This is a genomic window from Microbacterium imperiale (assembly GCF_017876655.1).
Taxonomy (GTDB): domain Bacteria; phylum Actinomycetota; class Actinomycetes; order Actinomycetales; family Microbacteriaceae; genus Microbacterium; species Microbacterium imperiale.
This window is the reverse complement of sequence record NZ_JAGIOK010000001.1, coordinates 1,584,235-1,607,261: the sequence shown is the minus strand read 5'-3', so window position 1 is coordinate 1,607,261 and position 23,027 is coordinate 1,584,235. Positions and strand designations below refer to the sequence as shown.

Genomic DNA, 23,027 nt, shown 5'->3' with positions numbered 1-23,027 from the left:
CGGTCACTGCAGTTCTGACGCTGGCAGGCATGACGATGGTGGGGTGTGCGATGGCAGGAAGGCCGACGCTCGAACAGGCGCGGACGGATACTGAGGCAGCGATGCAACGAATCGCGGACGAGATCCCCGGAGGTGTCGTCGAGGTACGAACTCCCGACTCGGCTTACCTGGCTTGCGACCGCGGCGGGTACTACTCCATCAACCGTTGGGCAGTCACGCCACAGCCGGGTTTCGACGGCGAAGCATTCGTCGACGCGCTCCCCGGCCGCCTTGGTTCTGACTACGTGATCGCCCAGACGGTGGACATCAAGTCCCCAGCCGTGGCCTTCAATCACGCCAGCGGGGCTGTCCTCGACGTCAAGGTACTCGGGACCGAAGGGGACATCGTCGTGGACCTTCTTGGACTCGCGCCATGCGGCGATGGCGAGCCACCGAACGAATGAGCAGCGAACCGATGAATCGATACCGGGCCGTGTCGATGAGCGCAGTTCTGACGCTGGCAGGCATGACGATGGTGGGGTGTGCGATGGCAGGAAGGCCGACGCTCGCGGGCGGATACTGAGGCAGCGATGCAACGAATCGCGGACGAGATCCCCCGAGGTGTCGTCGAGGTGCGAACTCCCGGCTCGTCGTGGACCTGCTCGGTCTCGCGCCATGCGGTGATGGCGATCCTGAGGGAGAGTGAAGGGGTGTCGACGGCAAACCGATACGTGATGACATCGACGCGCGCCTTCTCGACAGTCCTGCTTGGCGCGCTGGCAGTCATGGCCATCGCGGGGTGTGCAGTGGTAAAACGACTGACGCTCGAAGAGGCCCGGGCTGAGACCGAGGCGCTACTGCAGCGAATTGCAGATGAGATTCCCGGCGGGGTCGTGGCGGTGGACACTCCTGCCCCGTCCTACCGTCAATGTGGCGACGGCACGTACTACGCCACCATTCAATGGGGAGTCACACCGCGGCCTGGATTCGATGGAGAAGCGTTCGTGGACGCGCTTCCTGGACGTTTGGGCGAGGACTTCGTGGTCGCTGAGACGGTCGACATCACGTCGCCTGCTGTCGCTCTGAATCACTCGGGCGGCACTGTCCTCGACGTTCAGGTCCTCACGATTGACGGAAGTATTGTCGTCGATCTGCTCGGTCTGACTCCCTGTGGGGTAGGGAAGCCTCCGCGGAAATGATCCCCACCTCGACGTCACGACGGTACGCCGGAGACGCCGCTTTCGGGACGCCTCCCTGGAGGCGCGCGAAAGGCGTCGCGCTCTCAACAATGCTCGCGTTGGCAGCGACGACGATCACTGGTTGTGTCACGGCAGGTGGGCCGACGATCGATGAGGTGCGTGCGGATACGGACGCGATGATGCAGCGCGTCGCGGATGAGGTTCCCGGCGGGGTTGCGGAGGTTCGGCCGTCCGACTCGCCCTATTGGAAGTGCGCCGAAAACTCCTTCTACTACTCGACGCGCTGGACAGTTGCCCCCGAAGAGGGGTTCGACGGTTCTGCCTTCATCGAAGCGCTCCCGGCTCGTCTGGGCGACGGGTTCCGTGAGTTCGAGACGGTCGAGGTATCGGTGCCCGCCATCGCATTGAAGCACTCCAGCGGTATGCTCCTCGACGTCCAGGTGATCGATCTGGACGGCCGCACGGTCGTCTCCCTGCTGGGCGTCTCTGCGTGCGGTGAAGGGGAACCGCCGGCGGAGTAGCCGAAGCCGCCCGTCGCGGCGGTTGTCCCGGTGAGACGACGCCTCGCATTGCTCCCGCGCGACCGGTGTCCCTGTCTTGCCCGGCTCGCGGCCAGCCCCTGCCCCGTACACGGCCCCAACGACGCGTTGAGGACCCCGCGGGCAGTGGGTGGGTTCCCGCTGGGCGCCTCTCGCTCCCGCGTCTGGTCATTTCGCGGTCCCCGCCGCGATTCGTCCTGCTGAGCGCCGAATCACGCACGATGGCGCCGGTTACCGACGCGCAGGTGCCCATGCTCCGGTCACGCCGTGGTCGCGGCCAAGCGCTGAGGGCAATTCGGGCCCCAATGACGACAGTCTCGTCAGGGCTGACGGGCCGCTTCCCTCCCCCTCTGAGCAGGCCTCCTCGAGGAAGGTAGGAAGCTTGTTCCCGCGTCCGGTGGAGAGCGCGATGTGGGGCTTCCGGGTGAGAGGGCGCCAGCCTGACTTCACAGCTGCGAGTCAAGGGGGCCAAGGACGGCGACAGTTGAGAAGTCGATCGGCCCAACGGTCGTGACGGTGGCGGGGGGACTGCAAGGGACTGTATCAAGGTGCCGGTTTCACTCAGGTCGGCGCCGGTCATAGAGTCTGAGGATGGCGAGGTCCGCAACCCGGAAACCACGACTATCTCCTACGATCACGCGGTCTCTCATCGTGGTTTTGGGGGCCGTGACCATCGGTGCCGCGCTCGTGTTCTTCCCGTTCGGCGCGGTACTCTCCGCGGCGGTCGCTGGCGGCGCGGCTTTCACCCGCGGGGCGAATCGCAAGCTCCTGTTGCTGATCGCTGCGGCCGGAATGGCGACGAGCCTGGTTATGGGCTTGTTGCTCGTCGCCGCTGGCGGGAGCTCCAGCGTCGGGCCTGCGGTGCAGTTATGAATTCTCGGGCTGCAGCGTCGAGATCCCGATCGGAGTGTCGGTGAGCCCGACGCGGGGAGTGGCGGCCGTTGCTGTTCTCGCCTTTGCCGGTACCACCATGGCCGGGTGTGCGATGGCGGAGCGGCCGACGCTCGAGCAAGCGCGGGCTGAGACCGAGGCTGTGCTCCAACGGTTCGCGGACGAAATCTCGGGCGGGGTTTGTGACGGTGGACACCCCTGACCCGTCCTACCTGACATGCGGCGACGATACGTACTACGCCACTATCCGTTGGGGTGTCACGCCCGGGCCGGGCTTCGACGGGGAAGCGTTCGTCGATGCGCTCCCCGGCCGCCTGGGCGAGGACTTCGCGGTCGCAGAGACGGTGGACATCACGTCGCCGGCTGTCGCTCTAGACCACTCGGGCGGCACGGTGCTTGATGTGAAGGTTCTCGAGATCGACGGAGGCATTGTCGTCGACCTACTCAGTCTGACTCCCTGCGGGGTAGGACAGCCTCCGACCGAGTAACCCGAATGACGGCCCTCATCGACGCGCTGCCCGCGCGGTCGGGCAGCGACGTAGCCGGTAACGTCGGCGCAATGGTGCAGCCCTCCATGGATGCCGAACCTCTCGAGATGGGGGAGGCGCGGCGTGAGCGCCGCGACTACGCAGAGCTCGCTGTCGTTCTGGGTGGCTTGGCGGCGATCGTCAGCTCCGGCGGCACCTTGTCGCTCTTCCGCGACACCCTCCACTACAACTGCTCCTGGGGTGCCAGAGGCGAGTGGGGCGAGGGCGGCACGTGGCTGTGCTCCGACGGCATCGGCTACATCGTCGTGGCGGTGGGGCTCGGCGGCATGTCGGCATTGCTGCTGCTCGTCGGCCTCTTCGTCTCGACCGGCCGACCGTCTCTTCTTCGCGCGGTGACGCTGGTGGTGTTCGCCTCGGTGCTGCTCGCGTGGATCGGCTGGTGGTCGTCCTTCTCTGCCACGGCCTATACCGGTCCTCGCCCTCCCGGCGAGACCGGACTCGGGCTCTGGGTGGAGACGCTGGGTCCGAGCCTGGGCCTGTGCGGCCTCGGACTGCTGATCGGCGTAGCCGGTGTGGCTGTGGGGCGGCGGTGGGCGCTCGTTGGCGTCTCCATCGGCGCGTTCCTCATGATCTTCGGCACGGCGCTCGACTTCGGGATGGGAGTGTCGACTCTCGCGGCGGCCGGTTTGCTCGTCGCCGGCGGCATCCAGCGCAGCGCACTTGGGCCGGCTCGTGATCGACCGCGCCTCGGACAGGGCTCTGACGCCCCGTTCTGACCTCAGGATCCGAGCGGGTCGAGAGCTCGCTCGACGGCTTCCGCGACGGCGTCGACCCGGGAGTGGTCCGCCAGCCCGCGTGTGACGTAGGCCATCGAGTAGTCGGCTCCGATCGAATGCCATGCGGCGCTCCCGCCGATGCCGCCCATGCCGATCTCGCCGTCGTCGAGCCGCAGGCCGAGCCCCCATTCGACGTCCTGCTGCAGGAACTCGTCGAATCCCGAGGCCGCGGGGCTGAGCATCTGCCGGTGCAGTGACGGCCCGAGAGAACCCGCGACCGCGCCGTCCGGCCGGTGGATGTCGTCGTAGAAGGTCGCGAGCGACAACGCATCGGTCATCAGCCCGACAGCCCCGAACGAGGTCCGTCGCCAGCGGGCGGAGCGGGTGTACGCGGGGTCCAGCAGCCCCGGCGGGAGGGACAACGACGCTTTCGCCGTGGGTCGGGCGTTGTAGTCGCGCAACCAACCCTCGTCGATGATTCTCAAGTCCGCGATGCGGTGATGCTGGTCATCCGGCATCCCGAAATGGAACTCGGCCGACAGCAGCTCCGAGAGTTGTGCGGACCGCTCGGCCACAGAGGGAGCTGCCGCGGCCGCGAGCAACCCGTCGACGAGATGGCCGTACGTCGCCGCATGCTCGAACAGCAGCGACCCCGGCGGTGCGAGCGGCGGGCTGGTCGCCAGAGCGTCGGTGAGTGCTGCCGTGTCACTCGGATCGAGCGTCGCCGTGTCGTCGGGGAAGCGGTGCTTGCCGGAGGTGTGGGAGAGGATGCTCCGCAGCGTGGTCGGGTCGTCGTCGTGGTCGACGTAGTGCGGCCACGTGCGGGTGACGGGGTCGTCGAGGCTCACGAAGCCATCGCGGACGGCCAGCATCGCGGCGAGAGCGACGAGCGGCTTGCCGGCCGAGTACACCTGGACGAGCGTGTCTTCCCGCCAGGGTGAAGCGTCGTCGTCTCGGGACGTGCCGCCCCAGCAGTGAGCCAGCACGCGGCCGTGCTGAAGGACCGCGAAAGCCCCGCCGACCTCGCGCCCACTCGTGAGCAGTTCCTCGAACACGGTCGCCGCCTCGCTCAATCGAGCGTCGCGCACGTCCCGGTGGAAAGCGATCGTCGGGTCGGAGGTCACGGCTTCGACACCTCGTAGGTGATGCGAACGAGACCGTCTTCGGTGGCGTGAGTGCCGCGGAGCGTCAGCAGGACATCGGAGTCGAGGGATCCGAAGAGCGACCGACCCGATCCGATCAGCACCGGGGCGATCGAGATGGTGATCTCGTCGACGAGGCCGGCGTGCAGGAACGACTGGATGGTGCGACCACCGTCGACGTAGACGTCCGACACCCCGAGCTCGTTCAGCAGCTCCACCGCCGCATCGATCGAGGCGACGGGGCGGATGCGCGGGTCGTCCAGGTCATGTCGCCGCGTGAGGACGAGCACATGCTTACCCTCGAAGGGCCACTCGCCGAAGCCCAGCACGGAGTCATACGTGGAGCGGCCCATGACGATCGCGTCGATGTCGGGATAGAACGTCTCCCAGATGAGGGCGGGTCGGTCGTTCTCGGACGGGGTGTCGTGACGCTGTGCGGGCGGGTCGGTGAGCCACTCCAGAGTCCCGTCTTCGCGGGCGATCTTGCCGTCCACGCTCGTGCCGATGAACACGCGCCCGCGCCAGGTTCGAGGACTCATTTCCACATCTCCAGGAATCGATCGAGGGTGATCAGGGGTGAGGTCTGCTCGAGACCGACGGCAGACCGGAACAGGGAGCCGTGGAGCGCGTCGAGCAGCATCTCGCCGCCGACCACGGGATCGTGCAGGTTCGGCAGGCCCATCCCGGCGAGCAGCCGGCCCAACCAGCGCGCCTGCCGGGCCCACCCCTCGGCCAGGAGCTCCGCGAGAGCGGGGTCGCTCAGTTCGCCCACCACCTCGGACAGCGCGTGGATCGCGCCGGGCGCCGACTCCGCGCCGAACTCCCGAGCCACGTACGCCCGCAACTGCGACCGGGCGTCGGCGCCGTCAATCGGGTCGCTGTCGGGGATGAGGTCGACCCAGCGTCGCGTCAGCGCCTGCAGGAGACCCGCCTTCGATCCGAAGCGCTTGATCAGGGCCGCCGGGCCGATCCCCGCCGCGGGGGCGACGTCTGCGAGCGACCACGGCGTTCTCTCGGTGCGCTGTTCCAAGGCGGTGACGATGCGTGCGAGCAACTCGTCATCTTCCAGACGGCGGGGACGGACCATGACGTTAGTAAATCATGATTCACTAATTCGGGCAACGATGCAGGCCAGGATCGCGCGGGTCGGCTTCGCGGGGGTGCGGCTCGGCCGGGGGCAGTCAACCCCGTTCGCCGCTGATGCTCCGCGCCACACGATGGGGCGATGACTCCACGAACGACAACCCTCACCCGTGCTGCCGGCATCGGCGCCGTCGCCGGGCTGGCCGCGGGATCGGCGATGGTTCTGACCGAGAAAGTCGAGCAGGCGATCACGCGCCGTCCGGACTCGTTCGTCCCGGCGAGGGCCTTGCTGACGGCGCTCGGGCGCCGCCCGAGTGAGGCATCGAAGCCCACCTCGTGGAACCACGTCATGCATTACCTGACCGCCGCCGCGCTCGGAGCGCTTCGCGGGGTGTGGTCGGCGGTCGGCATCCGTGGCGCGTACGCGAACGTGTGGCACTGCGCCGTGCGCCTGGCCTTCGACCAGACGGTCGAGAACACGACGGGCGCGGGTGCCCCGCCGCACACCTGGCCGGCGCGCGAGCTGGCTGTCGACGTCATCCACAAGTTCGTCTTCTCTCTGGTCACCGGGATCATCACGGACAGGGCCATCCGCCCCCGGTCGGCGTCGGCGCGCGGCAGAACCAGTCACTGAGCGTGACCGGCATGGCGGCGGACCCGTGGGTGCAGGCGCATCTTCACGGCACCAGCTCGGCGAGCGGGAGCGTATCCGCTCTCATCCTGGCGGTTCCCTTCCTCGCCGCCGCGGTCATGTACGTCGCCGCGATGGCCAGCAGCCGCAGACGCGGGAGGACGTGGCCGTGGCACCGCGCCGCGTTCTGGGTCGCCGGAGTGGCGGCTGCCGCGGCGGGCTTCGTGGGCCCACTCGCAACGACGGCGCACATGAGCTTCACCGCGCACATGGGCACGCACCTGCTCGTCGGGATGGTCGCGCCCCTGCTGCTCGTGCTGGGGGCGCCGGTGACCCTCGCCCTTCGCGCGCTGGATGTCGGACCGGCGCGGCGGGTGAGCTGGATGCTGCGCAGCCCGGTGGCCCGCGTGCTCACCACTCCGATCGTGGCGGCGGCGCTCAACGTCGGCGGGATGTGGGTGCTCTATCTCACACCCCTCTACGACGTGATGCGGGACATCATGCTCGTGCACTGGCTCGTGATGCTCCACTTCCTGCTCGCGGGATACCTCTACACCGTGTCGCTGGCGGCGGTCGATCCCTCTCCGCACAAGAGCGGATTCGCGGCGCGAGCAAGCGTGCTGGTGCTCTCACTCGCGGCGCACGGGGTGCTGGCGAAGCTTCTCTATGCGTATCCGCCCTCCGGCGTGAACGCGGCGGACGCGCACGCGGGAGCGCAGCTGATGTTCTACGGCGGCGACGCCGTGGACTTCGTGCTGATCGTCCTGTTGTGCGCCGAGTGGTACCGCGCGACCGGCAGGCGCCGGCAGACGGCGCCGGCGGCGGCATCCCTCTGACGGCGAGTGAAGGAGAACCATCGTGACGAACAGCGTTCCTGACCGGCGGGCGGCGTCCCCGCTGCGCAATCGCTCGTACTGGGCGGCGTTCCTGCTCGGCGTCGCGGCCATGGCCGCGGTCGACGAGATCGTGTTCCACCAGATTCTCGGCTGGCATCACTTCTACGACAACTCCACGCCCGACATCGCACTCGTCTCCGACGGGCTGCTGCACGCCGCGGAGCTGTTCGTGTTCGTCTTCGGGTTCTTCCTCATGCTCGACGCCCGCCGTCGCCGCACCTTCTGGCCCGCCGCGGGGTGGGCGGGCTTCGTCCTCGGCCTCGGGCTCTTCCAGCTCTGGGACGGCATCATCGACCACAAGGTCCTCCGTCTGCACCAGATCCGATACGGCGTCGAGCTCCTGCCGTACGACATCGCCTGGAACGTCGCGGGCGGCGTGCTGTCGGCGGTCGGGATCGTCTGGACGATCGTGCTCGCTCGCCGCGGCAACCCGGCGCTCGACCCGGTGACGACCCGAGCCGGATCGCGAGGCGCCTGAGCGGCCGTTGTGACGGGACTGATCCGCGTCTGCCCCTACCCCTCAGTCTCTGTGCTGTGGGGACCGTGACGGCACCCAGGTGCTGCGCACTCGCACTCAAGTCCGTGGCCTGACCACGCCCATCCGTCGTCTCCCATCCGGGATCTGATGGCGCGCTCGAAGACTGATACCGGTATCGGGCACGTCAACACGGAGGATCGGCATGGAACGACGCGACACGTCTGCGAAGCGCGCCGCACGCGCGGGCAGCACCGCCACGCGCAGGTGGAAGCGCATCGCGGCTGCGATCACCACCGCGGCGGCGATCGTCGGCGGGTCGCTCGTCGCCGCTGCGAGCGCGCAGGCGGTGACGCATACGTTCGTGATCGACTCGCTCGACGCGACCGCGAATGCGCGCGGAGTTGATGTCGGGAACGGTGTCTGCGAAAGCGTGGCGGGCGAGTGCACGCTTCGAGCTGCCCTTGAAGAGGCGAACGCCTTGAACCTACCGAAGGGCTCAGTGCTCATCACCGCCGCCGAAGGGCTGAGCGGCAACATCGACCCCACTGACGCTACGGCGGCGCGCATGCACAACGGGCTCGTCAACAGTTGGGACACAGGAGCGCACTTCCTCGTCACGGCTCCGGTGATCCTCGATCTCGACAATCGAGTGACCATTCATACGACGATCGACACGGTCTCAGCCCTCTTCTGGATCAACGGACCCGACATCGAGTTCCGGAACATGCGGCAGATCCTGTCTGGACGCACCTCGCTGTCCTTCGGTCCGCAGGCTGACGGTTTCGTCCTGGACGGCGGCTCGACGTCGACCGAGCGTAACTACTTCCCCGAGCGCTTCACGCTGATGAGCGAGGGGGCGAAGAACGTGACGATCCGCAACTACCGGATCGAAGGCTTCCCCCACATCCGTCCGACGACGGCGGTCTTCCACTTCAACGCGCGCAACAACACCCCGATGGAGAACTTCCGCGTCGAGAACGTCGAGATCGTGCACGCACCCGAGGGTGCCTGCGGCGTGGCCACCGGTCAAGGCTGCGTCTCCGACATCGTTGCGTTCGAGCCTCGCAACCAGAACGTCGTCCTCGATGGCTTCACGTTTGTGAACAGCTCGGTCACCAACCTTCAGACTCGCTTCCTGTTCCCGTTCACTTACGGTGCGCTCGGTTCAAGCGTGCGGGCGTCGAACATCGACATCTCCGACAACCAGTTCATCAACGCCCGCGGTGACGGGCGCGACATGACGTTCGCGCTGATCGCACTGCCGCACGGCCCTCTCGCTGGAGAGAACCGTATTGTCGGCAATCAGTTCGTGCGGTCCACAGCCGGCCAGGGATACGCAGTGACCTGGAACGGGCTCACGACCTCCGGCAACGCGGGCGACCTCACGATCGCCGACAATCACTTCGACGGTTATGACCTCGCCTCGATTTGGTTGCAGAACACGGGCAACGTCCCCGTCGAGCGCAACACGTTCGGTGACCGCAGCGGAAGCAAGCCTCGTCCCGGGATTTTGGAGGAGACGTCCGCCGCGGCCCCTGCCCTGATCTCGCACAACGCCAATGCGAACGGGCGCATCGCGACGTGGTTCCCGTCGTCGGATGCCACCGTGCTGGGCGGCGACGCACCGGAAGGCACGCTGACCGCGGAGTCGTCGTTCGCCGAGGGCGCGATGGTGTGCCCGGCCGTGTTCGATGTCACCGCGCCGACCGGTGGGCAGGCTCCCGCCGGTGCCGTTGACCTCGACGTCTATTGGACGACAGACCGTACAGCGGAGGTGTACCTCGGGCGCGTGTCCGCGGTTGCCGGCAGTAGCGCAAAGGTCCAGGTCGACCTTCCGGTTGGCGCGGTCCGGCTGCCGACGATGACCCCGGGGACGACCCGAGATGTCACCGTTGTCGACCCCGACTCTGGTGTGGCAGCAGGCTTCCTGCGTGTACAGACGCAGACCTCCACGTCGCAGTCGTCGCAATATTCGCGCCTCGTTCCCCTGACCGGAAACTGCCGTCCGCAGCTGACCGTTGAGCGCGCCGAGGGCCAGAACAGCCCGACCCTCGCGAGGGACCTGCACTTCACAATCACCTCGACGCTGCCGCTGGATCCGGAGTCGGTTTCGGCGGAGGCGCTCGAGCTGTCGACGGAGGCGGTCGACGAGACGATCGACGAGGCCCGGCTGAACCCGCGCACGATCTCGGTCGAGCCGGTGCCCGGCACCTCCTCGCGCGAGTTCACCGCCGTGGTGCGGGTCGACGACTCCGCCCGCGTCGATGTCGCGATCCCCGCCGATCGCGTGTCCGGCGTCGGCGGGATGACGAACCGCGATCCTGCGGTGAACGAAAACGCTCAGGTCGAGTACACCAACCCGATCATCGCGACACCCGCCGACTTCACCGTGGTTACCGGTGACGCACAGGGTCAGCAGTTCAGGTTCGGGCTGCGGACCGGGGCGCCCGAACCAACGGCAGAGGTGCGCTTCTCGTCCGACGTCGACGAGGCCGGCGTCCTCCACGGCGTCAATCTCAGCGACCCGGTCCCCGTGATCGGCCCCGGGGCAACGGCATCCGGCGCGATCCGCGTAACCGCGGAGGAAGGCGACGTCGCCGCGAACACCCCCGTGGTGATCGGCAGCACCGTGGAGTCCGACGACTCGAATTACGACGAGCTGGTCGTGCCGCCGGTCCTGGTGCGGTTGTTCTCGACGGACCCGTCGCTGCGGATCGAGAAGCGTGCGTTCGTGGGGGTGACCGATTCGTCGTCGCCGCAGCAGATCATGGCGACGGGCACCGAGGCGCTCACCGGCACCCGGCTGACCGACGGGCAGGCGGTCTGCTTCGTCTACACCGTCACGAACGTGTCGGCCGATGACTGGGCGACGCAGCTGCGTGATCTCGTCATCACCGACAGCGACACCCGCCTCGGCGAGGACGGTGTCATCGGGAGGATCGACCGGCTCGAGATCGGCGAGTACGCGCACCTGTCGGCGTGCGGGGCCCTGATCCCGGTCGACACGACGACGGGAAGCAGCCGGTGACCGGGGCGGCGAACGCCGCCGGCCCCACCCGCCGCGAGCTGCGCTCGGAGCACGTCCGTCCCGCGGGCGAACGGGCACGGACCTGGCCGTTCAGTCGGCGTGCGAGTGTGCTGCTGGCCGGGGGCGCCGCGGCGGCCCTGCTGCTCGGCGCGGGCGGGGCGACCTTGGCGCTGTGGTCGGGCTCGGCCACGTTCGCCGGGGCGCCGATCACGGCGGGCGATCTGAACATCACCCGCGGCGACGGCTACTGGCAGCAGGTCACCCCCGGCGTCACTGATCCAGCGTCCGGTTCGCTCGAGATGGCGGCAGCGGACTTCCCCTCCATGCCCGGCGACATCGTCGAGGTCGTCATCCCGATCCAGACGACCCTGCAGGGCGAGAACCTACAGGCCGAGTTGTCGGTCGACTCGCGGCCGGCCCTCACCTCGGAGCTCGCCGACGGCAGCGTCGTCGCGACCTACCGTGTCGAGCGCGCGGACGAGGACGGCACCTCCACCCCGGTGACCGACGAGATCCCCGTGGGAACGCCGACGACCGTGCCGGGCCTCGAAAGCTCGTCCGCAGGGCAGACCGACGACTGGCTCGTCATCGTCACAACCCACGTCCGCGGCGACTACCTGTGGCGGCCGGTCGCGACGTTCGGGCCCGCAGCCTGGACGCTGGATGACCTCACCGTCTCGCTCGACCAAGTCCGTCCCGGCTCACCGGGGGTTAAGAACGGAGCGTCCTCGTGAAGCGCGCGACGACGCAGCGGCTCGTTGCCAGCGGAGTTGCGGTCGGCCTCGTCTTGACCGGCGCCGCCCTCGCGAACGCGCTGTGGAACGCCTCGACCCGCATCAGCGTGCCCTCGTTCCCGGTCGGATCCGTCGCATTCGGTGCATACCCCTCTAACGCCCCGCAGGCGATCATGTCGTCGAACGACGGAGATGCGGTCACCGTCGTGCTGCCGGGCTCGCGGCTGGCCGAGATCCTGACGCCGCCTGAGGAGACGACGGAACCGCTGATCTGGCGTTTCACCGCGCAGGGCTCGGCCCTCGGAATCACGGGCATGAACTACGACGTCGAGGTCCGCGAGCAGCGCTTCGGCGACGAGGTCTACGACCTGGCATCCGGCCATGCCCGGCCGAACACGGTGCTCGGCAAGTCGACGATGAAGATCTACCGCGCCGGGCTGGGCGGTGACTGCTCGGCGATCCCCGCGCTTCCCGACGACGCCGACGGCCGCAACATCTACGTGTTCGACGGTGACGACCAGGTCCTGCAAGAGCCCGGCGCCGGCATCCCCGGCGAATCGACGGCGCAGGAGTGGTGCGCAGCGGTCGAGTGGAACGCCGAAGAGGACGGCCGCTACCGCAACACGGCCCAGGTCGTGGCCGTCGGTCTGAACGGTGCGCAAGCGGGAGCCATTGACGACTGGCACGCCGCTGTCGGTGTGCCGCCCTCGCTCGACATGGCGGGCACCTACCGCAGTCTCGCCGAGGCAGAGGGCGTCGGCGAAGACGGTGCGCCCGCCTTCGGCCGCGGTGGCTGGGAAGCCGACCTCTATCCCGACGGCTCAACTGAGCCCGATGTCGTGATCGCTCTGCGACCCACCGTCACGAACCTCAACCCCGACTTCTCACCAAGTCTTTGACTCTTTCCGCCTTCGGCGGTGTCGACGAGCGCCGATACCGCTGACTTGCCCTGCGCTCACCACCAAGGAGATACAACGACATGACGAACAACGATCAGATCCTCGTGGTCACCGAGGAGAAGAAGCGCCGCCGTGGCGTGGTGTGGGTCGCCGCCGGTGCGTCCGCCCTGCTGCTGGGAGGCTCGACCTTCGCGCTGTGGTCCGCTTCCGACACCTTCTCCGGCGGCACGATCACCGCCGGTGACCTGAACATCGCACAGCTGCAGGACACCTCGTTCTGGGATGTCTCGAACGACCGTCTGGACGGCACGGAGACGGTCGGTTCGACCGATGGTTCGCAGCCGGGTCACCAGATCGACGACATCAACACGTGGCGTATCGCCCCGGGCGACAAGGTCGCGGCGTCGTTCGAGACCACGGTCACCCTCGAGGGCGACAACCTCGTGGCGCGTGTCGGCCTGGACGGACTGGACCAGATCGATTCCGGCATCTCGGGCATGTTCTACAGCTACGAGGTCTACTACGGCGACGAGCTGCTCGTGAGCGAGACCGCCCTGCCCACGGGTGCGGATGCGCCGCTGCTGTACTTGGCCGCGCCGACCGAGGGTCAGGCCAGCGGTCAGGACGATGCGACCAACGGCACCCTGGGTGAGGCGACGCCGGTCGACGGTGTTGCCGCTCAGACCGCGGTGTTCGGCATGCCCGGCACGACGGCGGATCTGAACGTCGTGGTGTACGCGTCGTTCTTCGAGGACCCGAACGGCAAGTTCCAGTACTCGCCCGACGCGATCACCGTCACCGACCGCACCGACGTGACCCTCAGCGACACGATCGCGGACCTCACGCTGAACCTGACGCAGGTGCGTGACACGGGCGCTCAGTTCAGCTGATCTGACGCGTCCCGGGTCTTCTGACCCCCGCGCAGCCCGCCGTGCCCGACGGCGGGCTGCGCGGCCCCCAACCAACCGAAGCAGCGGCTTCAGCCGCGGAGAGGAGGAGCCATGGTGTCCGGTCTGCGAACGCGTGAACGCAGCCGAGGGCGCGCTCGCGTGAACGCCACACCGTGGTTCGACTCGCCCTGGCAGATCGCCGCTCGCGCCGTCTCGTCGGCGATCGTGGTCGTTGTCGTCGCCGCAGTCATCGCGCTGGTGGCTGTGCCGCGCCTGATGGGCGGTGATTCTCTGACGGTGCTGTCCGGATCGATGGAACCGACGTTCTCTGCCGGCGACGTCATCGCGGTGAAAGGCATCGAGGAGCGCGACGTGTGCTCCGACGTGTCCATCGGGTCGATCGTCACGTTCTTCCCCGAACCCAACGACCCGACCCTCATCACCCACCGGGTGGTGGGGAAGACGATCGGCGCGTTCGACGACGGCACCGACTGCCGGCTCATCACGCAAGGTGACGCGAACAGTTCGGCGGATGCTCCGGTATCGCCACAGCAGGTGCGGGGAGTGTTCCTGTTCGGAGTGCCGGGACTCGGCTGGGCCCGCCAATGGGTGGCCGACAACCCGTTCCTCCTCGCCGCGGGCATCGGCGTCGTCGTCGTCGGGTGGATGCTGTTCGCACCACGCCGCTCCCGCTCCACCGTCATCACCGTGCCGCGCCCCACGGGAGCCGACGAGTCGGCTCCTTCGCCGTCCTCTGGAGCCGCGGCTGCTGTGTCGGCGGAGGACGACAGGGCACTGCGCGAGCGCGAGCTCGCCCTCCGCGAAAGGGAGCTCGCATTACGCGAACGCGAATTGGAGCTCGCCTTGCGCCGCGTCGTAGCGCCTGAGGAACCCCTGTCGTTGCCGGTGTCGCCGTCGGCTTTCGCGGGTGCGGACCTTGACGCCCCGACTTTCGATGCGATCGAGCAGACCCTGCGCGACGCCGCCCCGGATGAGACTGCCCGGTCCTCGTCCCCGACCCGACCTTGGAGCGAGCAATGACCGCCTCCCGCGTTCCCGGCCCAGCCCGAATCGACCCGGCGATCCCCATCGCCGCCTCCGGGCTGAGCCCCCGTGGACGTTTGATCGCCGCGCTCCTGACCGCGGCCCTCCTCCTGACCGCGACCGCCGGTGTCGCCGCCGCCGGCGCGCTGCCGACCTTCGGCACCCGTACGACCAGCACGGCGCACGGGTCCGTAGCCGAGGCGGGGGCGGAGCGGCGGAGTGCTCAGCCGATCATCAGCGGCGGTGAGGTCGCGACCGTCGTCGAGGCGCAGTGGAACGGCCCCGCGATCCACCTCGACTGGCACGGCGTACCGTACGCCCGTGCCGAGACCAGCTTCATCGGCGACCGCGTCGTGGTCCCCGGGGACCGAACCGTGCGGACCCTGGATGTCGTCAACGCCGGCCCCGCCGACGCGGTCATGACCGTGACGATGGACTTCGACGAGCAGGTTCCGGCCGCGGCGAACAACCCGCGGCTGGGGGAGGACATCACGATCTTCTGGGAGATCGCCGGCATCAGCGGCCGGCAGAGCTTCTCCGCCCTCGCCGCCGACCGTCGCGTCGAGATCGCCGAACTCGCCCTCAACCGCGACGAGACCGCGCACATCACCGTTGGGTTCGAGATGCCGCGCGAAACGCGAGGGTCGCGGTCGCTCGGCGCTGAGTCCACCCTGCTTCGCTTCGATGTCGGCGTCGAGATGCGCGGAGAAACCGGCGCCGGAGGACCCCGCCCACCCGCACTCGCCGTGAGCGGCGGTCAGCTCGCCCTCGCCGCCATCGCCGCCGCCATCGCCCTCACGCTGCTCGGCCTGCTGGTGCTCGCCCTGAGACGCCGCGACCACCGCTGCGACGACTGCGACCGCAGCATCCCTTCCGACGAACGCCGGATCACAGTCCGCAGCCCTCAGCAGCGACCCGAGACCCTTTGCCGGGAATGCGCCTGCGAGCAGGTCCTGGGCTGAATCCGCAAAGGATGCGCCGGCACCGGTTCTCCGAGCAGTCGCTGACCGACGATCAGGTATCTCGTGCGGCGCTGGGGTCGACGGCGCGCCGCGGACTGAGGTTCCGCCTGCCTGCGGACGAGCGCCAGTTGTGGCAGTGTCGGCCCCAACGGGACCGCGGTTCGCAGTCATGGGCGTCATCGGGAACGTGATGACGCGTGAGAAGGGAGACCCCCGCATGTCCATTCGTGGGCCGGAGGCGCAGAGGATCGTCGAACTCGTCATGAACGGCACCAGCGTCGAGATCGTCGGGGTGCGTTGGTCAGGACGGTCCGAAGTTCTCCGCCAGGTACGCGGCGTCCTGGGGGATCGCGGCCTCAACGTCCTGAACGTGGTGGGTACGGCATCCCACTCGCCGCTCGAAGCGTTGCGGGTCGCGCTGCCTCCGGCGTATCGGAAAACAGCGGCCGATGAGGGGGGAACCCCGGCAGCGATCAGCGACGCTCTCGCCCGATACCTCTCGGGCGGGCGGAGCGTTGTGGTGATCGATGATGCCGACCTTCTCGACGCGGCGTCGTGGAGCAGCCTGATCCAGCTGCACCGCCTCCTGGGTTGCCCTATCGTGGCGTCCACGCTTCGTCGTGCGTTGCGGGACCCGAGCGATCACCTCCTGATCAAGGCCGCGCACCCCGTCGTCCAGATCGCACTCGACGCCCTCCGGCTGGACGCCCTCCACGCGCTGCTCGAAGAGCGGGTCGACGGCTCGCTGGCTCCGAGCGTCTCGGCACTGATCTATACGGAATCCGCCGGGATTCCGGGGCTCGCGGTGGCGTTGCTGAACGGTGCGTTGGCTCACGGACTGGTCTGGCGTTCGAGTGACCAGTGGGTCGCCGGCCCGACGATCTGGTCGGACGACGCCCGAGGCGCCTACGAGTCCGTGCTGTACTCGTACCGCCCGGAGGTTCGTGATGCGCTGGAACTTCTCGCCGCAGTCGGCACCGTAGACATCGCCGCGGCGTGGATCCTGCTGGACACGCAAATGGTCGAGGAGCTGGAAGACAATCAGCTTCTCCGCGTCGCCGAGGTCGGTCCGGATCGTCACGCCGTCGTCGCGGTACACCCGCCGGGCTTGGCGGCGTACTTCCTGAATCAGCCGCCGAGTGCCCGACGCCGCAGAATCATGGACCAAGCCGCCGAGCGGCTCGGGCGAGGAGACGGCCGCCTGGATGCGGGCGCACGTGAGCTCCTCTTGAGCAGACTCCTGCCGGGGCTCACGTCGCAGCCGAGGATCGAATCGTCTCCGAGTCCGCTGCAGCTCGCCGACGTTCCGGTCATCTCGCGGATGTTCGCGGAGGCGTTCGATCTGCAGCTCGGCGCAGCGCGGGCCGAGTGGAAGCGGGATGGCGGTCTGCGCGCCGCTGTCCGGTACCTCGGGCTTCTGCTGACCGGCCCGAGCGACCCGCAGGAGGTGCATGACCTGCTCGGGACGCTGTCTCAGCGCTTCTACGGTTCGAGTGACGACCACGAGTCCGAGTTGACGCTGCGACACTTCCATTCGCGCTGGCTGTTGGCGCAAGGCGCGACTGTCGATGAGGCCATTCAGCCGCTCTCGGAGAAGGTGGCTCCGGGGTTCGCGCACGCCGAGACGTTGGACACCCTCGCTCGCGTCGTCCGCTGGGAGATCCATGGTCTGGATCCCGAATACGAGTCGATTCTCAGTGCACGAGCGGCGGCGGGCGGCTCCGGCGCGGACATCGCCGGCGTGCTGCTGGCGGCGTGCCACCTCCTGTCCGGGCGGGTTGGCGACTGTCTCACGCTGCTCGATCTGATGGAGGACGACGTGGCCCCCTGGTCGCGTGTGGGCGTCGTTCTGATGCGAGGCCTGGCCCTGTACGCCTCCGGCGAGCTGCAGGAGCTCATCGACCTCGCCACCACGGGCGCACAGCAGTCGATCGCCGCGCTGGACAGGGTGGGGTTCGCCGCGTACTCCTATCTGGGTGCGCTCGCTCAGCTGGCGTTCGGGGACCTGGACGAGGCTCAGGATGCCCTCGCGGTCTTGCTCAGCACGGGTATCAGCGCCAAGAACCTGTACTTCAGTCCCGACCGCGCCGTTCTCGTGCTGATGGCGGTGATCTCCACCCGCAGCGGGCATGAGGGAGCCGCTTCGGGGTATCGCGAACACGCCCAACGGATTCAGGGAACGTCGATCGGGATGCTGCTCGGCGACAGCCGCTGGGCGGAGGCGTTCTCTGTAGCCGCGAGTGGCGCGACGAAGATCGCGGCCGGCATCTTCGCGGACATGATCCACGATGCGCGTCGGCGAGGATTTCACCTGTCGGCGGACATCACCGCGCTGGCGTCACTCTACGTGCACTATGACCCCGACCTTGCCGCGCAGATCGGCGATCAGGGAACGCGGCTCGGCGGAGCGATGTATGTCGCCTTCCTCGAAGCTCGCGCGGCGGCGTACGACCAGGACGCTCAGCGGGTCGAGCAGGCGGCCCGAGCACTGCTCGAGAACGGCGTCCCCGGTGAGGCTTTGAAGTACTACAACATCGCCGCGCACCTGTTCAAGGAGCAGGGCGAGTTCGGGCGTGCGGCGCAGGCGCGGACTATCGCACGCGAAATCTCGGACGCCAACGCCAACCGAACCAGGCGCAGCCGACCCGCTTCTCTCCTCACGCCTCGCGAGATCGAGATCGTCCAGCTCATCGCCGGGGGCATGTCCAACGGTCAGATCGCGGGGAAGCTCGTGCTCAGTGTCCGCACCGTCGAGAACCATATCCGCAACATCAGGCGCAAGACCGGCGCATCCAGCCGCGGCGAGATCGCGGTCCTCTCCGCCTCGGCCAAGCGGTGAGCGTCGGGGCCTCCGCCGCGGTGCGTCGGTCGGGATCGAGTGCCAGACTCACGCCATGGAACAGCGCCTGAGCTTCATCACCCTGGCCGTCGCCGATCTCGGTCGCAGCCGAACGTTCTACGTGCACGGGCTCGGGTGGAAGCCGATCTTCGACGGCGCTGACGTCATCATGCTGCCCGTGGCCGACCGCCTGGTCCTCTCGCTCTGGTCCGCTGAGGGCTTCGTCGCCGAGATCGGCGAGGCGCCGACCCCTGGAGTCGCGCCGCTGACGCTTTCTCATAACGTCGCGACACCGGCGGAGGTCGACGCCGTGCTGGCCGAGGCGGCGGCGCTCGGCGCGCCGGTGAGCGCCGGACGTCCGCGCGAGTGGGGTGGGTACTCGGGCTACTTCTCCGACCCGGACGGGTTCCGCTGGGAAATCGCGGTCAATCCGGGCGAGACCGGCGCCTTCGTCCTGCCGCCGACGTCCGAGCCGACGCAGACCGCGTAGTCAGCCTCCCGCCGGAACGAGCGCGGCCCTGTCCGACGGGCGACCGATTGGTCAAGACCCGCCCCACAACCGGCATCCGTCGTATTGACTGGCCGTATGACGCAGGCACCTCCGTGGACCCGTGTTCGACGAACGGGCGGCGTACCGTCGCGACCGATGCCCGCCCCCACGTCGTGGGAGCCGCTGGCCAAGCAGTCCGTCGTCGCCGGTCTCGTCGTGGTGGCGGCCGTCACGAGTGCCGCGGTTCCCTACCTGCTCGTGACCGACCCGGTGCGGATGTGGCAGGGGGTCGGGCTCGCGCTCGTGCTGCTGGTCGCGACGGCGCTGATGCTGCGGTGGCCGGCGCTGCGGCGGCTGGAGCTGGTCGTGCCCATCGGCGACTTCATCGCGATCGGCCTGCTGCGCTTCGGAACCGGCGACACCCAGTCGGTGTTCCTGGCGATCATCATCCTCCCGGTCATCTGGATCGCCGCCGGACCCGGGCGGTGGCGTGTTCTCGTGCCACTGCTGGGCGTGTGCGTCACCCTGCTGCTGCCGCTGGTGCTCGACACCGGCCGCGACCTCGGGGCGAGCGAGTTCGTGCGCCTGCTCATCGCCGTGCTGGTCTACGCGGCCGCCGGCGCCGTGGTGAACGAGCTGTCGCGGAGGTCGCTGCAGCGCCTCGACATCTCGCAGCGGCGGCGCCGCCTTGCGGAAGCGGAGGTCACGCAGGCCGCGGTCGTGCAGCGATCGCTGCAGCCGGTCGACGGCTCCGACCTGCCGGCGGGGTTCCGGGTCGCGGGAGCATGTGTGCCGGCCCGTGAGGTCGGCGGCGACTTCTACGACTGGTACGCCACGCCCGACGGCGGTGCCGCCGTCACGCTCGGCGACGTCATGGGCAAGGGTGTGGGTGCGGGCATGATCGCCGCGGCGGTGCGCACCGTCATCCGCAGCGGCCTCGAAGACCCCGACCCCGCCGAGGCCTTCCACCGCACCGCGGTCGGTCTCAACACGGGGCCGACCGACATCATCGGAGCCCAGTTCACAACGTGCTTCCACGCCCGCGTCGCGGCGGACGGCACCCTGCGGTGGGCTGATGCCGGGCACGGTCTCAGCGTGCTCCGACGGTCCACCGGCGGCATCGAGTTCCTCCGGTCGGGCCATCTGCCCATCGGCGTCGGGACCCGCTGGTCCAGCGCGCAGACGACGCTGCAAGCCGGCGACAGCCTGATCAGCGTCAGCGACGGGGTGCTCGATCTGTTCGGCGGCTCGCTCGACTCGATCGACCGCTACCGCGACTTCCTGCTCGAGCACGACGACATCGACGCGATCGTCGCAGATCTCGTCGATCGGGCCGAGCAGAGCGACCGTGAAGACGATGTCACTGTGCTGGCGGTGGTCTGGTCCGGGGCCTGAGCAGCCCGGCCGCCGTGGTGGCCGGGCATGGATGAGTTCCTCAACTTCTCGCCGTAGCGTCGGGGGTCGGGAAGGGGGATGTCGGTATGAACCGAGGAACGCAACACCTGAGGCTGGCCCTCCTGCAGGCGCTCGCCGTGGTCGTCACCGTGGCCGTGTCCGTCTTCACCGTCAACGGCCAGCTGGTCGATCAGGCGGTGATGGCCACGACGATCCAGTCGTCGGATCCCGCCGTGCGCGTGGCCCGGCAACTCGGCGAGAACTACGTCGTCATCATCGCCGCGGCGTTGCTCATCGGCAGTGTCGCGCTCGCGCTCGCACGGCGGCGCTTCGCCGACGCGACGATCGCGTTGACGGTCTTCGCCGGCGCCGCCCTGACGTCGCACATCCTCAAGCACACCATCATCGTGCGCCCCGACCTGACCCTCGGCCTCGGTGAATACAGCAACTCGCTGCCGTCGGGTCACGCGACTCTCGCGATCGCCGCGGCCTGTGCAGCGCTGTTCGCCGCGCCGCGCCAGATGAAGTTCCCGCTCGTCCCCCTGCTGACCGGCTGGGCGATCCTGTCGGGCATCGGCGTCATCGCGGCGGGGTGGCATCGCCCGAGCGACGTCGTCACCGCGAGCCTCATCGTCGGCTTCTGGTGCTCGGCGGCATCCGGCCTGCGCGCGCTCGTGCGGGGCGCGGGCGCCGATCGTGCCGCGGTCGCCGCGCGTCGCTCGCGCGTCGCGACATCCCTGCTGGTCGCGGGCGCCGTCGTCGCCGCGATCGTGCTGAGCTTTTCCTACGCGTCGGGCACCGGCCGCACTCTCTGGAGCGCGGCACTCATCGCCGTGGTGATCACCGCGACCACCCTGGCGGCGCTCTACATGAGCCTCGGGTCGTCTCGCGCTGCGCACCACGAGCGCATGGCCTAGTCACTCGGGCACGAGCGGCGTGCCGCCGTCGCCGCAACCCCGTTCCCCACGTCGGCCTTCGTCCCTAGTCTGCTCGCGTGATCCGACAACCAAGCCGAGATGTCCGGACGGTTGTGAGGACGGGGCCCGTCGTCGTGGTGGGTGCTGCGGCCCGCGACCTCATCATCTCCATCGATCAGCTGCCCGAACCGGGCGGTAGTGCCGCCGTGCGCGAATCCGCGGAGCGTCTGGGTGGCAAGGGCGCGAACATCGCCGCTGCAACGCGACAGCTGCTGCCGCACTCCTCGGTTTCGCTCGTCGCGGCGCTGGGCGCCGACGCGGCGGGCGACCAGGCGGTCGCTGACGCCCTCGACGCGGGCATCGACGTCACGCACGTGGCGCGACGCGGTACCACGTCGCTGCTGGTCGACGTCGTCGAGGACGGCGGTCGCCGCCGTCTTCTCGAGCGAATCGCGCTCGAGTCGCGGGTCACCCGGCGAGATGTCCGCGACGCGGAAGCTGTCATCGGCGCAGCGCAGGTCGTGGTGCTCCAGTTGCAGCAGGATGCGATGGTCCTTGTGGATGCCGCGCGCGTGGCGCATGAAGCCGGAGCGACGCTCGTGCTCGACGGAGCGATCGAGAGCGATGAGGCCCGGCCGCAGCTGCTCGAGATGGCACCGGTCGTTCGCGCCGACGCCCATGAGGCCGCGCTCTTGACCGGACGCGCGATCGCGTCGGTCGACGATGCGCAGGGTGCTGCATCGACGCTTCTGGCGGCCGGCGCCGAACTCGTCGCGCTCAGTGTCCCGCGTGCCGGTGATCTCGTGGCGTGGAATGGCGGCTCGCGGTTCTACCCGCACCACGAGGGAGAGGTCATCGACCCGACCGGCGCGGGAGACGCATTCGTGGCGGGGATGGTCGCGGGAGTCGTGCACAACGAGGACCCGGCGACGATCGGGGCCAGGGCCGCCGCGGCCGCAGCCACGGCGGTCGGTCAGCTCGGCGGCTTCACCCGCTTCCGCCCGCGTCGCTGATCGGCTGCTCTTGGCTCTCGGTGCGCGTCGAGCGTGCGAAGGCTGCCCTACGCGACGTCGTCTCGTTCGATCACCGCATCTGGGTCGTGGCGGTGTCCGTCGGCATCCCGGCGCAACGGCGATCCGCCGAACGGGCGAAGTCCGGCGCCGGACGGCGTTGCGCTTCGTCAGTGGTCGTGGCGGGCCCGTTCTGAGCGATGTCGTCGACGAGCCAGGACATGGTGAGGATCTCCTCCCGCTGTGTGGCGCTGATGGAGGCGGCAAGCTCGCACACGCGGACATCGGTGAGGTGCGCGCGCTCGGAACGGGTGATGGCAAGCGAATGGTGCGGAATCATCCCGTTCATGAACGCGGTGTCGTCCACCGTCGCCTGTGATCGGTCGAGCGCGATCCCGCTCCCGATGAGCAGCAGGCCCGCGACGATGACGGCGATGTTGGCACGGACGCTCTTGTACATCCCCCACATCCAGGCGAGCATCACGAGCACCATCGTGCCGCCCATCGTGAGGGTCATGAACACGCGGCTCTCGCTGAATCTGATGTGCGAGAGCTCCCACGTCCCCGCGAACATCGTCCAGTACATGACCGCCATGCCTGTCACGATCATCGCTGCGAACCGCAGGTATGGGCGGCGGGAAGACTTCGTCGATTCCTCCTTGGCGTGTTCGCTCATTCGAACTCCTCCTTTCGCTTCGTCGGCTCAACCGACCCACC

24 protein-coding genes are annotated in these 23,027 nt (G+C 68.6%); 20 read left to right on the top strand and 4 right to left on the bottom strand.

The window, feature by feature from the left end; genetic code table 11:
- Nucleotides 1–29 precede the first annotated feature (29 nt).
- The 6 genes from JOF37_RS07830 (at nt 30) to JOF37_RS07805 (ending at nt 3,872) form a co-directional block, all read left to right on the top strand.
- Nucleotides 30–443: a hypothetical protein gene (locus JOF37_RS07830; protein ID WP_210006333.1), complete on the top strand. Its 414-nt coding sequence runs from the start codon at nt 30–32 to the stop codon at nt 441–443.
- Nucleotides 444–569: 126 nt separating this feature from the next.
- On the top strand, nt 570–1,178 hold the full coding sequence (locus JOF37_RS07825; RefSeq protein WP_210006332.1) for a hypothetical protein: 609 nt from the start codon (nt 570–572) through the stop codon (nt 1,176–1,178).
- Nucleotides 1,179–1,276: 98 nt separating this feature from the next.
- The gene (locus JOF37_RS07820) at nt 1,277–1,699 is read left to right on the top strand and encodes a hypothetical protein (RefSeq protein ID WP_210006331.1); all 423 of its coding nucleotides are present in this window, start codon (nt 1,277–1,279) and stop codon (nt 1,697–1,699) included.
- A 684-nt stretch (nt 1,700–2,383) separates the two neighbouring features.
- Nucleotides 2,384–2,590 carry a hypothetical protein gene (locus JOF37_RS07815; protein ID WP_210006330.1) on the top strand — a complete coding sequence of 69 codons (207 nt, stop codon included), beginning with the start codon at nt 2,384–2,386 and terminating at the stop codon, nt 2,588–2,590.
- 206 nt (nt 2,591–2,796) lie between these two features.
- Nucleotides 2,797–3,096, top strand: coding sequence for a hypothetical protein (locus JOF37_RS07810; RefSeq protein ID WP_210006329.1), 300 nt, complete (start codon nt 2,797–2,799; stop codon nt 3,094–3,096).
- Nucleotides 3,097–3,101: 5 nt separating this feature from the next.
- Nucleotides 3,102–3,872, top strand: a complete 771-nt coding sequence (locus tag JOF37_RS07805; RefSeq protein ID WP_210006328.1) for a hypothetical protein — start codon at nt 3,102–3,104, stop codon at nt 3,870–3,872.
- Nucleotides 3,873–3,874: 2 nt separating this feature from the next.
- On the opposite strand, the gene JOF37_RS07800 is transcribed toward JOF37_RS07805, so the two are convergent.
- Genes JOF37_RS07800 through JOF37_RS07790 form a run of 3 tightly spaced genes read right to left on the bottom strand, consistent with a single transcriptional unit; the run spans nt 3,875 to nt 6,101 of the window.
- Complete coding sequence (locus JOF37_RS07800; RefSeq protein WP_210006327.1) at nt 3,875–4,996, bottom strand: serine hydrolase domain-containing protein; 1,122 nt, start codon at nt 4,994–4,996, stop codon at nt 3,875–3,877.
- Nucleotides 4,993–5,553, bottom strand: coding sequence for a dihydrofolate reductase family protein (locus JOF37_RS07795; RefSeq protein WP_210006326.1), 561 nt, complete (start codon nt 5,551–5,553; stop codon nt 4,993–4,995). Before JOF37_RS07795 ends, JOF37_RS07800 begins: the two co-directional genes overlap by 4 nt.
- On the bottom strand, nt 5,550–6,101 hold the full coding sequence (locus JOF37_RS07790; protein WP_210006325.1) for a TetR/AcrR family transcriptional regulator: 552 nt from the start codon (nt 6,099–6,101) through the stop codon (nt 5,550–5,552). The genes JOF37_RS07795 and JOF37_RS07790 overlap by 4 nt, the downstream gene beginning before the upstream one ends.
- 138 nt (nt 6,102–6,239) lie before the next feature.
- Here JOF37_RS07790 and JOF37_RS07785 point away from each other — a divergent pair, with 138 nt between their 5' ends.
- The 14 genes from JOF37_RS07785 (at nt 6,240) to JOF37_RS07720 (ending at nt 22,313) form a co-directional block, all read left to right on the top strand.
- Complete coding sequence (locus JOF37_RS07785) at nt 6,240–6,731, top strand: hypothetical protein (protein ID WP_210006324.1); 492 nt, start codon at nt 6,240–6,242, stop codon at nt 6,729–6,731.
- 11 nt (nt 6,732–6,742) lie between these two features.
- Entirely contained in the window at nt 6,743–7,564 is an 822-nt protein-coding gene (locus JOF37_RS07780) for a cytochrome c oxidase assembly protein (protein ID WP_210006323.1), read from the top strand.
- Between the two features lie 22 nt (nt 7,565–7,586).
- Complete coding sequence (locus JOF37_RS07775; protein ID WP_210006322.1) at nt 7,587–8,102, top strand: DUF2243 domain-containing protein; 516 nt, start codon at nt 7,587–7,589, stop codon at nt 8,100–8,102.
- A gap of 202 nt (nt 8,103–8,304) precedes the next feature.
- Entirely contained in the window at nt 8,305–11,130 is a 2,826-nt protein-coding gene (locus tag JOF37_RS07770; protein ID WP_210006321.1) for a right-handed parallel beta-helix repeat-containing protein, read from the top strand.
- Nucleotides 11,127–11,864, top strand: coding sequence for an alternate-type signal peptide domain-containing protein (locus JOF37_RS07765; protein ID WP_210006320.1), 738 nt, complete (start codon nt 11,127–11,129; stop codon nt 11,862–11,864). Before JOF37_RS07770 ends, JOF37_RS07765 begins: the two co-directional genes overlap by 4 nt.
- Nucleotides 11,861–12,763 carry a hypothetical protein gene (locus JOF37_RS07760; RefSeq protein WP_210006319.1) on the top strand — a complete coding sequence of 301 codons (903 nt, stop codon included), beginning with the start codon at nt 11,861–11,863 and terminating at the stop codon, nt 12,761–12,763. Before JOF37_RS07765 ends, JOF37_RS07760 begins: the two co-directional genes overlap by 4 nt.
- An 80-nt stretch (nt 12,764–12,843) precedes the next feature.
- Entirely contained in the window at nt 12,844–13,653 is an 810-nt protein-coding gene (locus JOF37_RS07755; protein WP_210006318.1) for an alternate-type signal peptide domain-containing protein, read from the top strand.
- A 159-nt stretch (nt 13,654–13,812) separates the two neighbouring features.
- Complete coding sequence (locus JOF37_RS07750; protein ID WP_210006317.1) at nt 13,813–14,694, top strand: signal peptidase I; 882 nt, start codon at nt 13,813–13,815, stop codon at nt 14,692–14,694.
- Nucleotides 14,691–15,659 carry a hypothetical protein gene (locus JOF37_RS07745; RefSeq protein ID WP_210006316.1) on the top strand — a complete coding sequence of 323 codons (969 nt, stop codon included), beginning with the start codon at nt 14,691–14,693 and terminating at the stop codon, nt 15,657–15,659. The genes JOF37_RS07750 and JOF37_RS07745 overlap by 4 nt, the downstream gene beginning before the upstream one ends.
- 262 nt (nt 15,660–15,921) lie before the next feature.
- Nucleotides 15,922–18,498 carry a helix-turn-helix domain-containing protein gene (locus JOF37_RS07740; RefSeq protein ID WP_210006315.1) on the top strand — a complete coding sequence of 859 codons (2,577 nt, stop codon included), beginning with the start codon at nt 15,922–15,924 and terminating at the stop codon, nt 18,496–18,498.
- 55 nt (nt 18,499–18,553) lie between these two features.
- Nucleotides 18,554–18,988, top strand: a complete 435-nt coding sequence (locus JOF37_RS07735) for a VOC family protein (protein ID WP_210006314.1) — start codon at nt 18,554–18,556, stop codon at nt 18,986–18,988.
- A 156-nt stretch (nt 18,989–19,144) separates the two neighbouring features.
- Entirely contained in the window at nt 19,145–20,383 is a 1,239-nt protein-coding gene (locus JOF37_RS07730; RefSeq protein ID WP_210006313.1) for a PP2C family protein-serine/threonine phosphatase, read from the top strand.
- Between the two features lie 86 nt (nt 20,384–20,469).
- Entirely contained in the window at nt 20,470–21,300 is an 831-nt protein-coding gene (locus tag JOF37_RS07725; protein WP_210006312.1) for a phosphatase PAP2 family protein, read from the top strand.
- Between the two features lie 113 nt (nt 21,301–21,413).
- Nucleotides 21,414–22,313: a PfkB family carbohydrate kinase gene (locus JOF37_RS07720; protein ID WP_210006311.1), complete on the top strand. Its 900-nt coding sequence runs from the start codon at nt 21,414–21,416 to the stop codon at nt 22,311–22,313.
- Between the two features lie 70 nt (nt 22,314–22,383).
- Here JOF37_RS07720 and JOF37_RS07715 read toward each other — a convergent pair whose 3' ends face one another.
- Complete coding sequence (locus JOF37_RS07715; protein ID WP_210006310.1) at nt 22,384–22,986, bottom strand: DUF305 domain-containing protein; 603 nt, start codon at nt 22,984–22,986, stop codon at nt 22,384–22,386.
- Between the last annotated feature and the right edge of the window lie 41 nt (nt 22,987–23,027).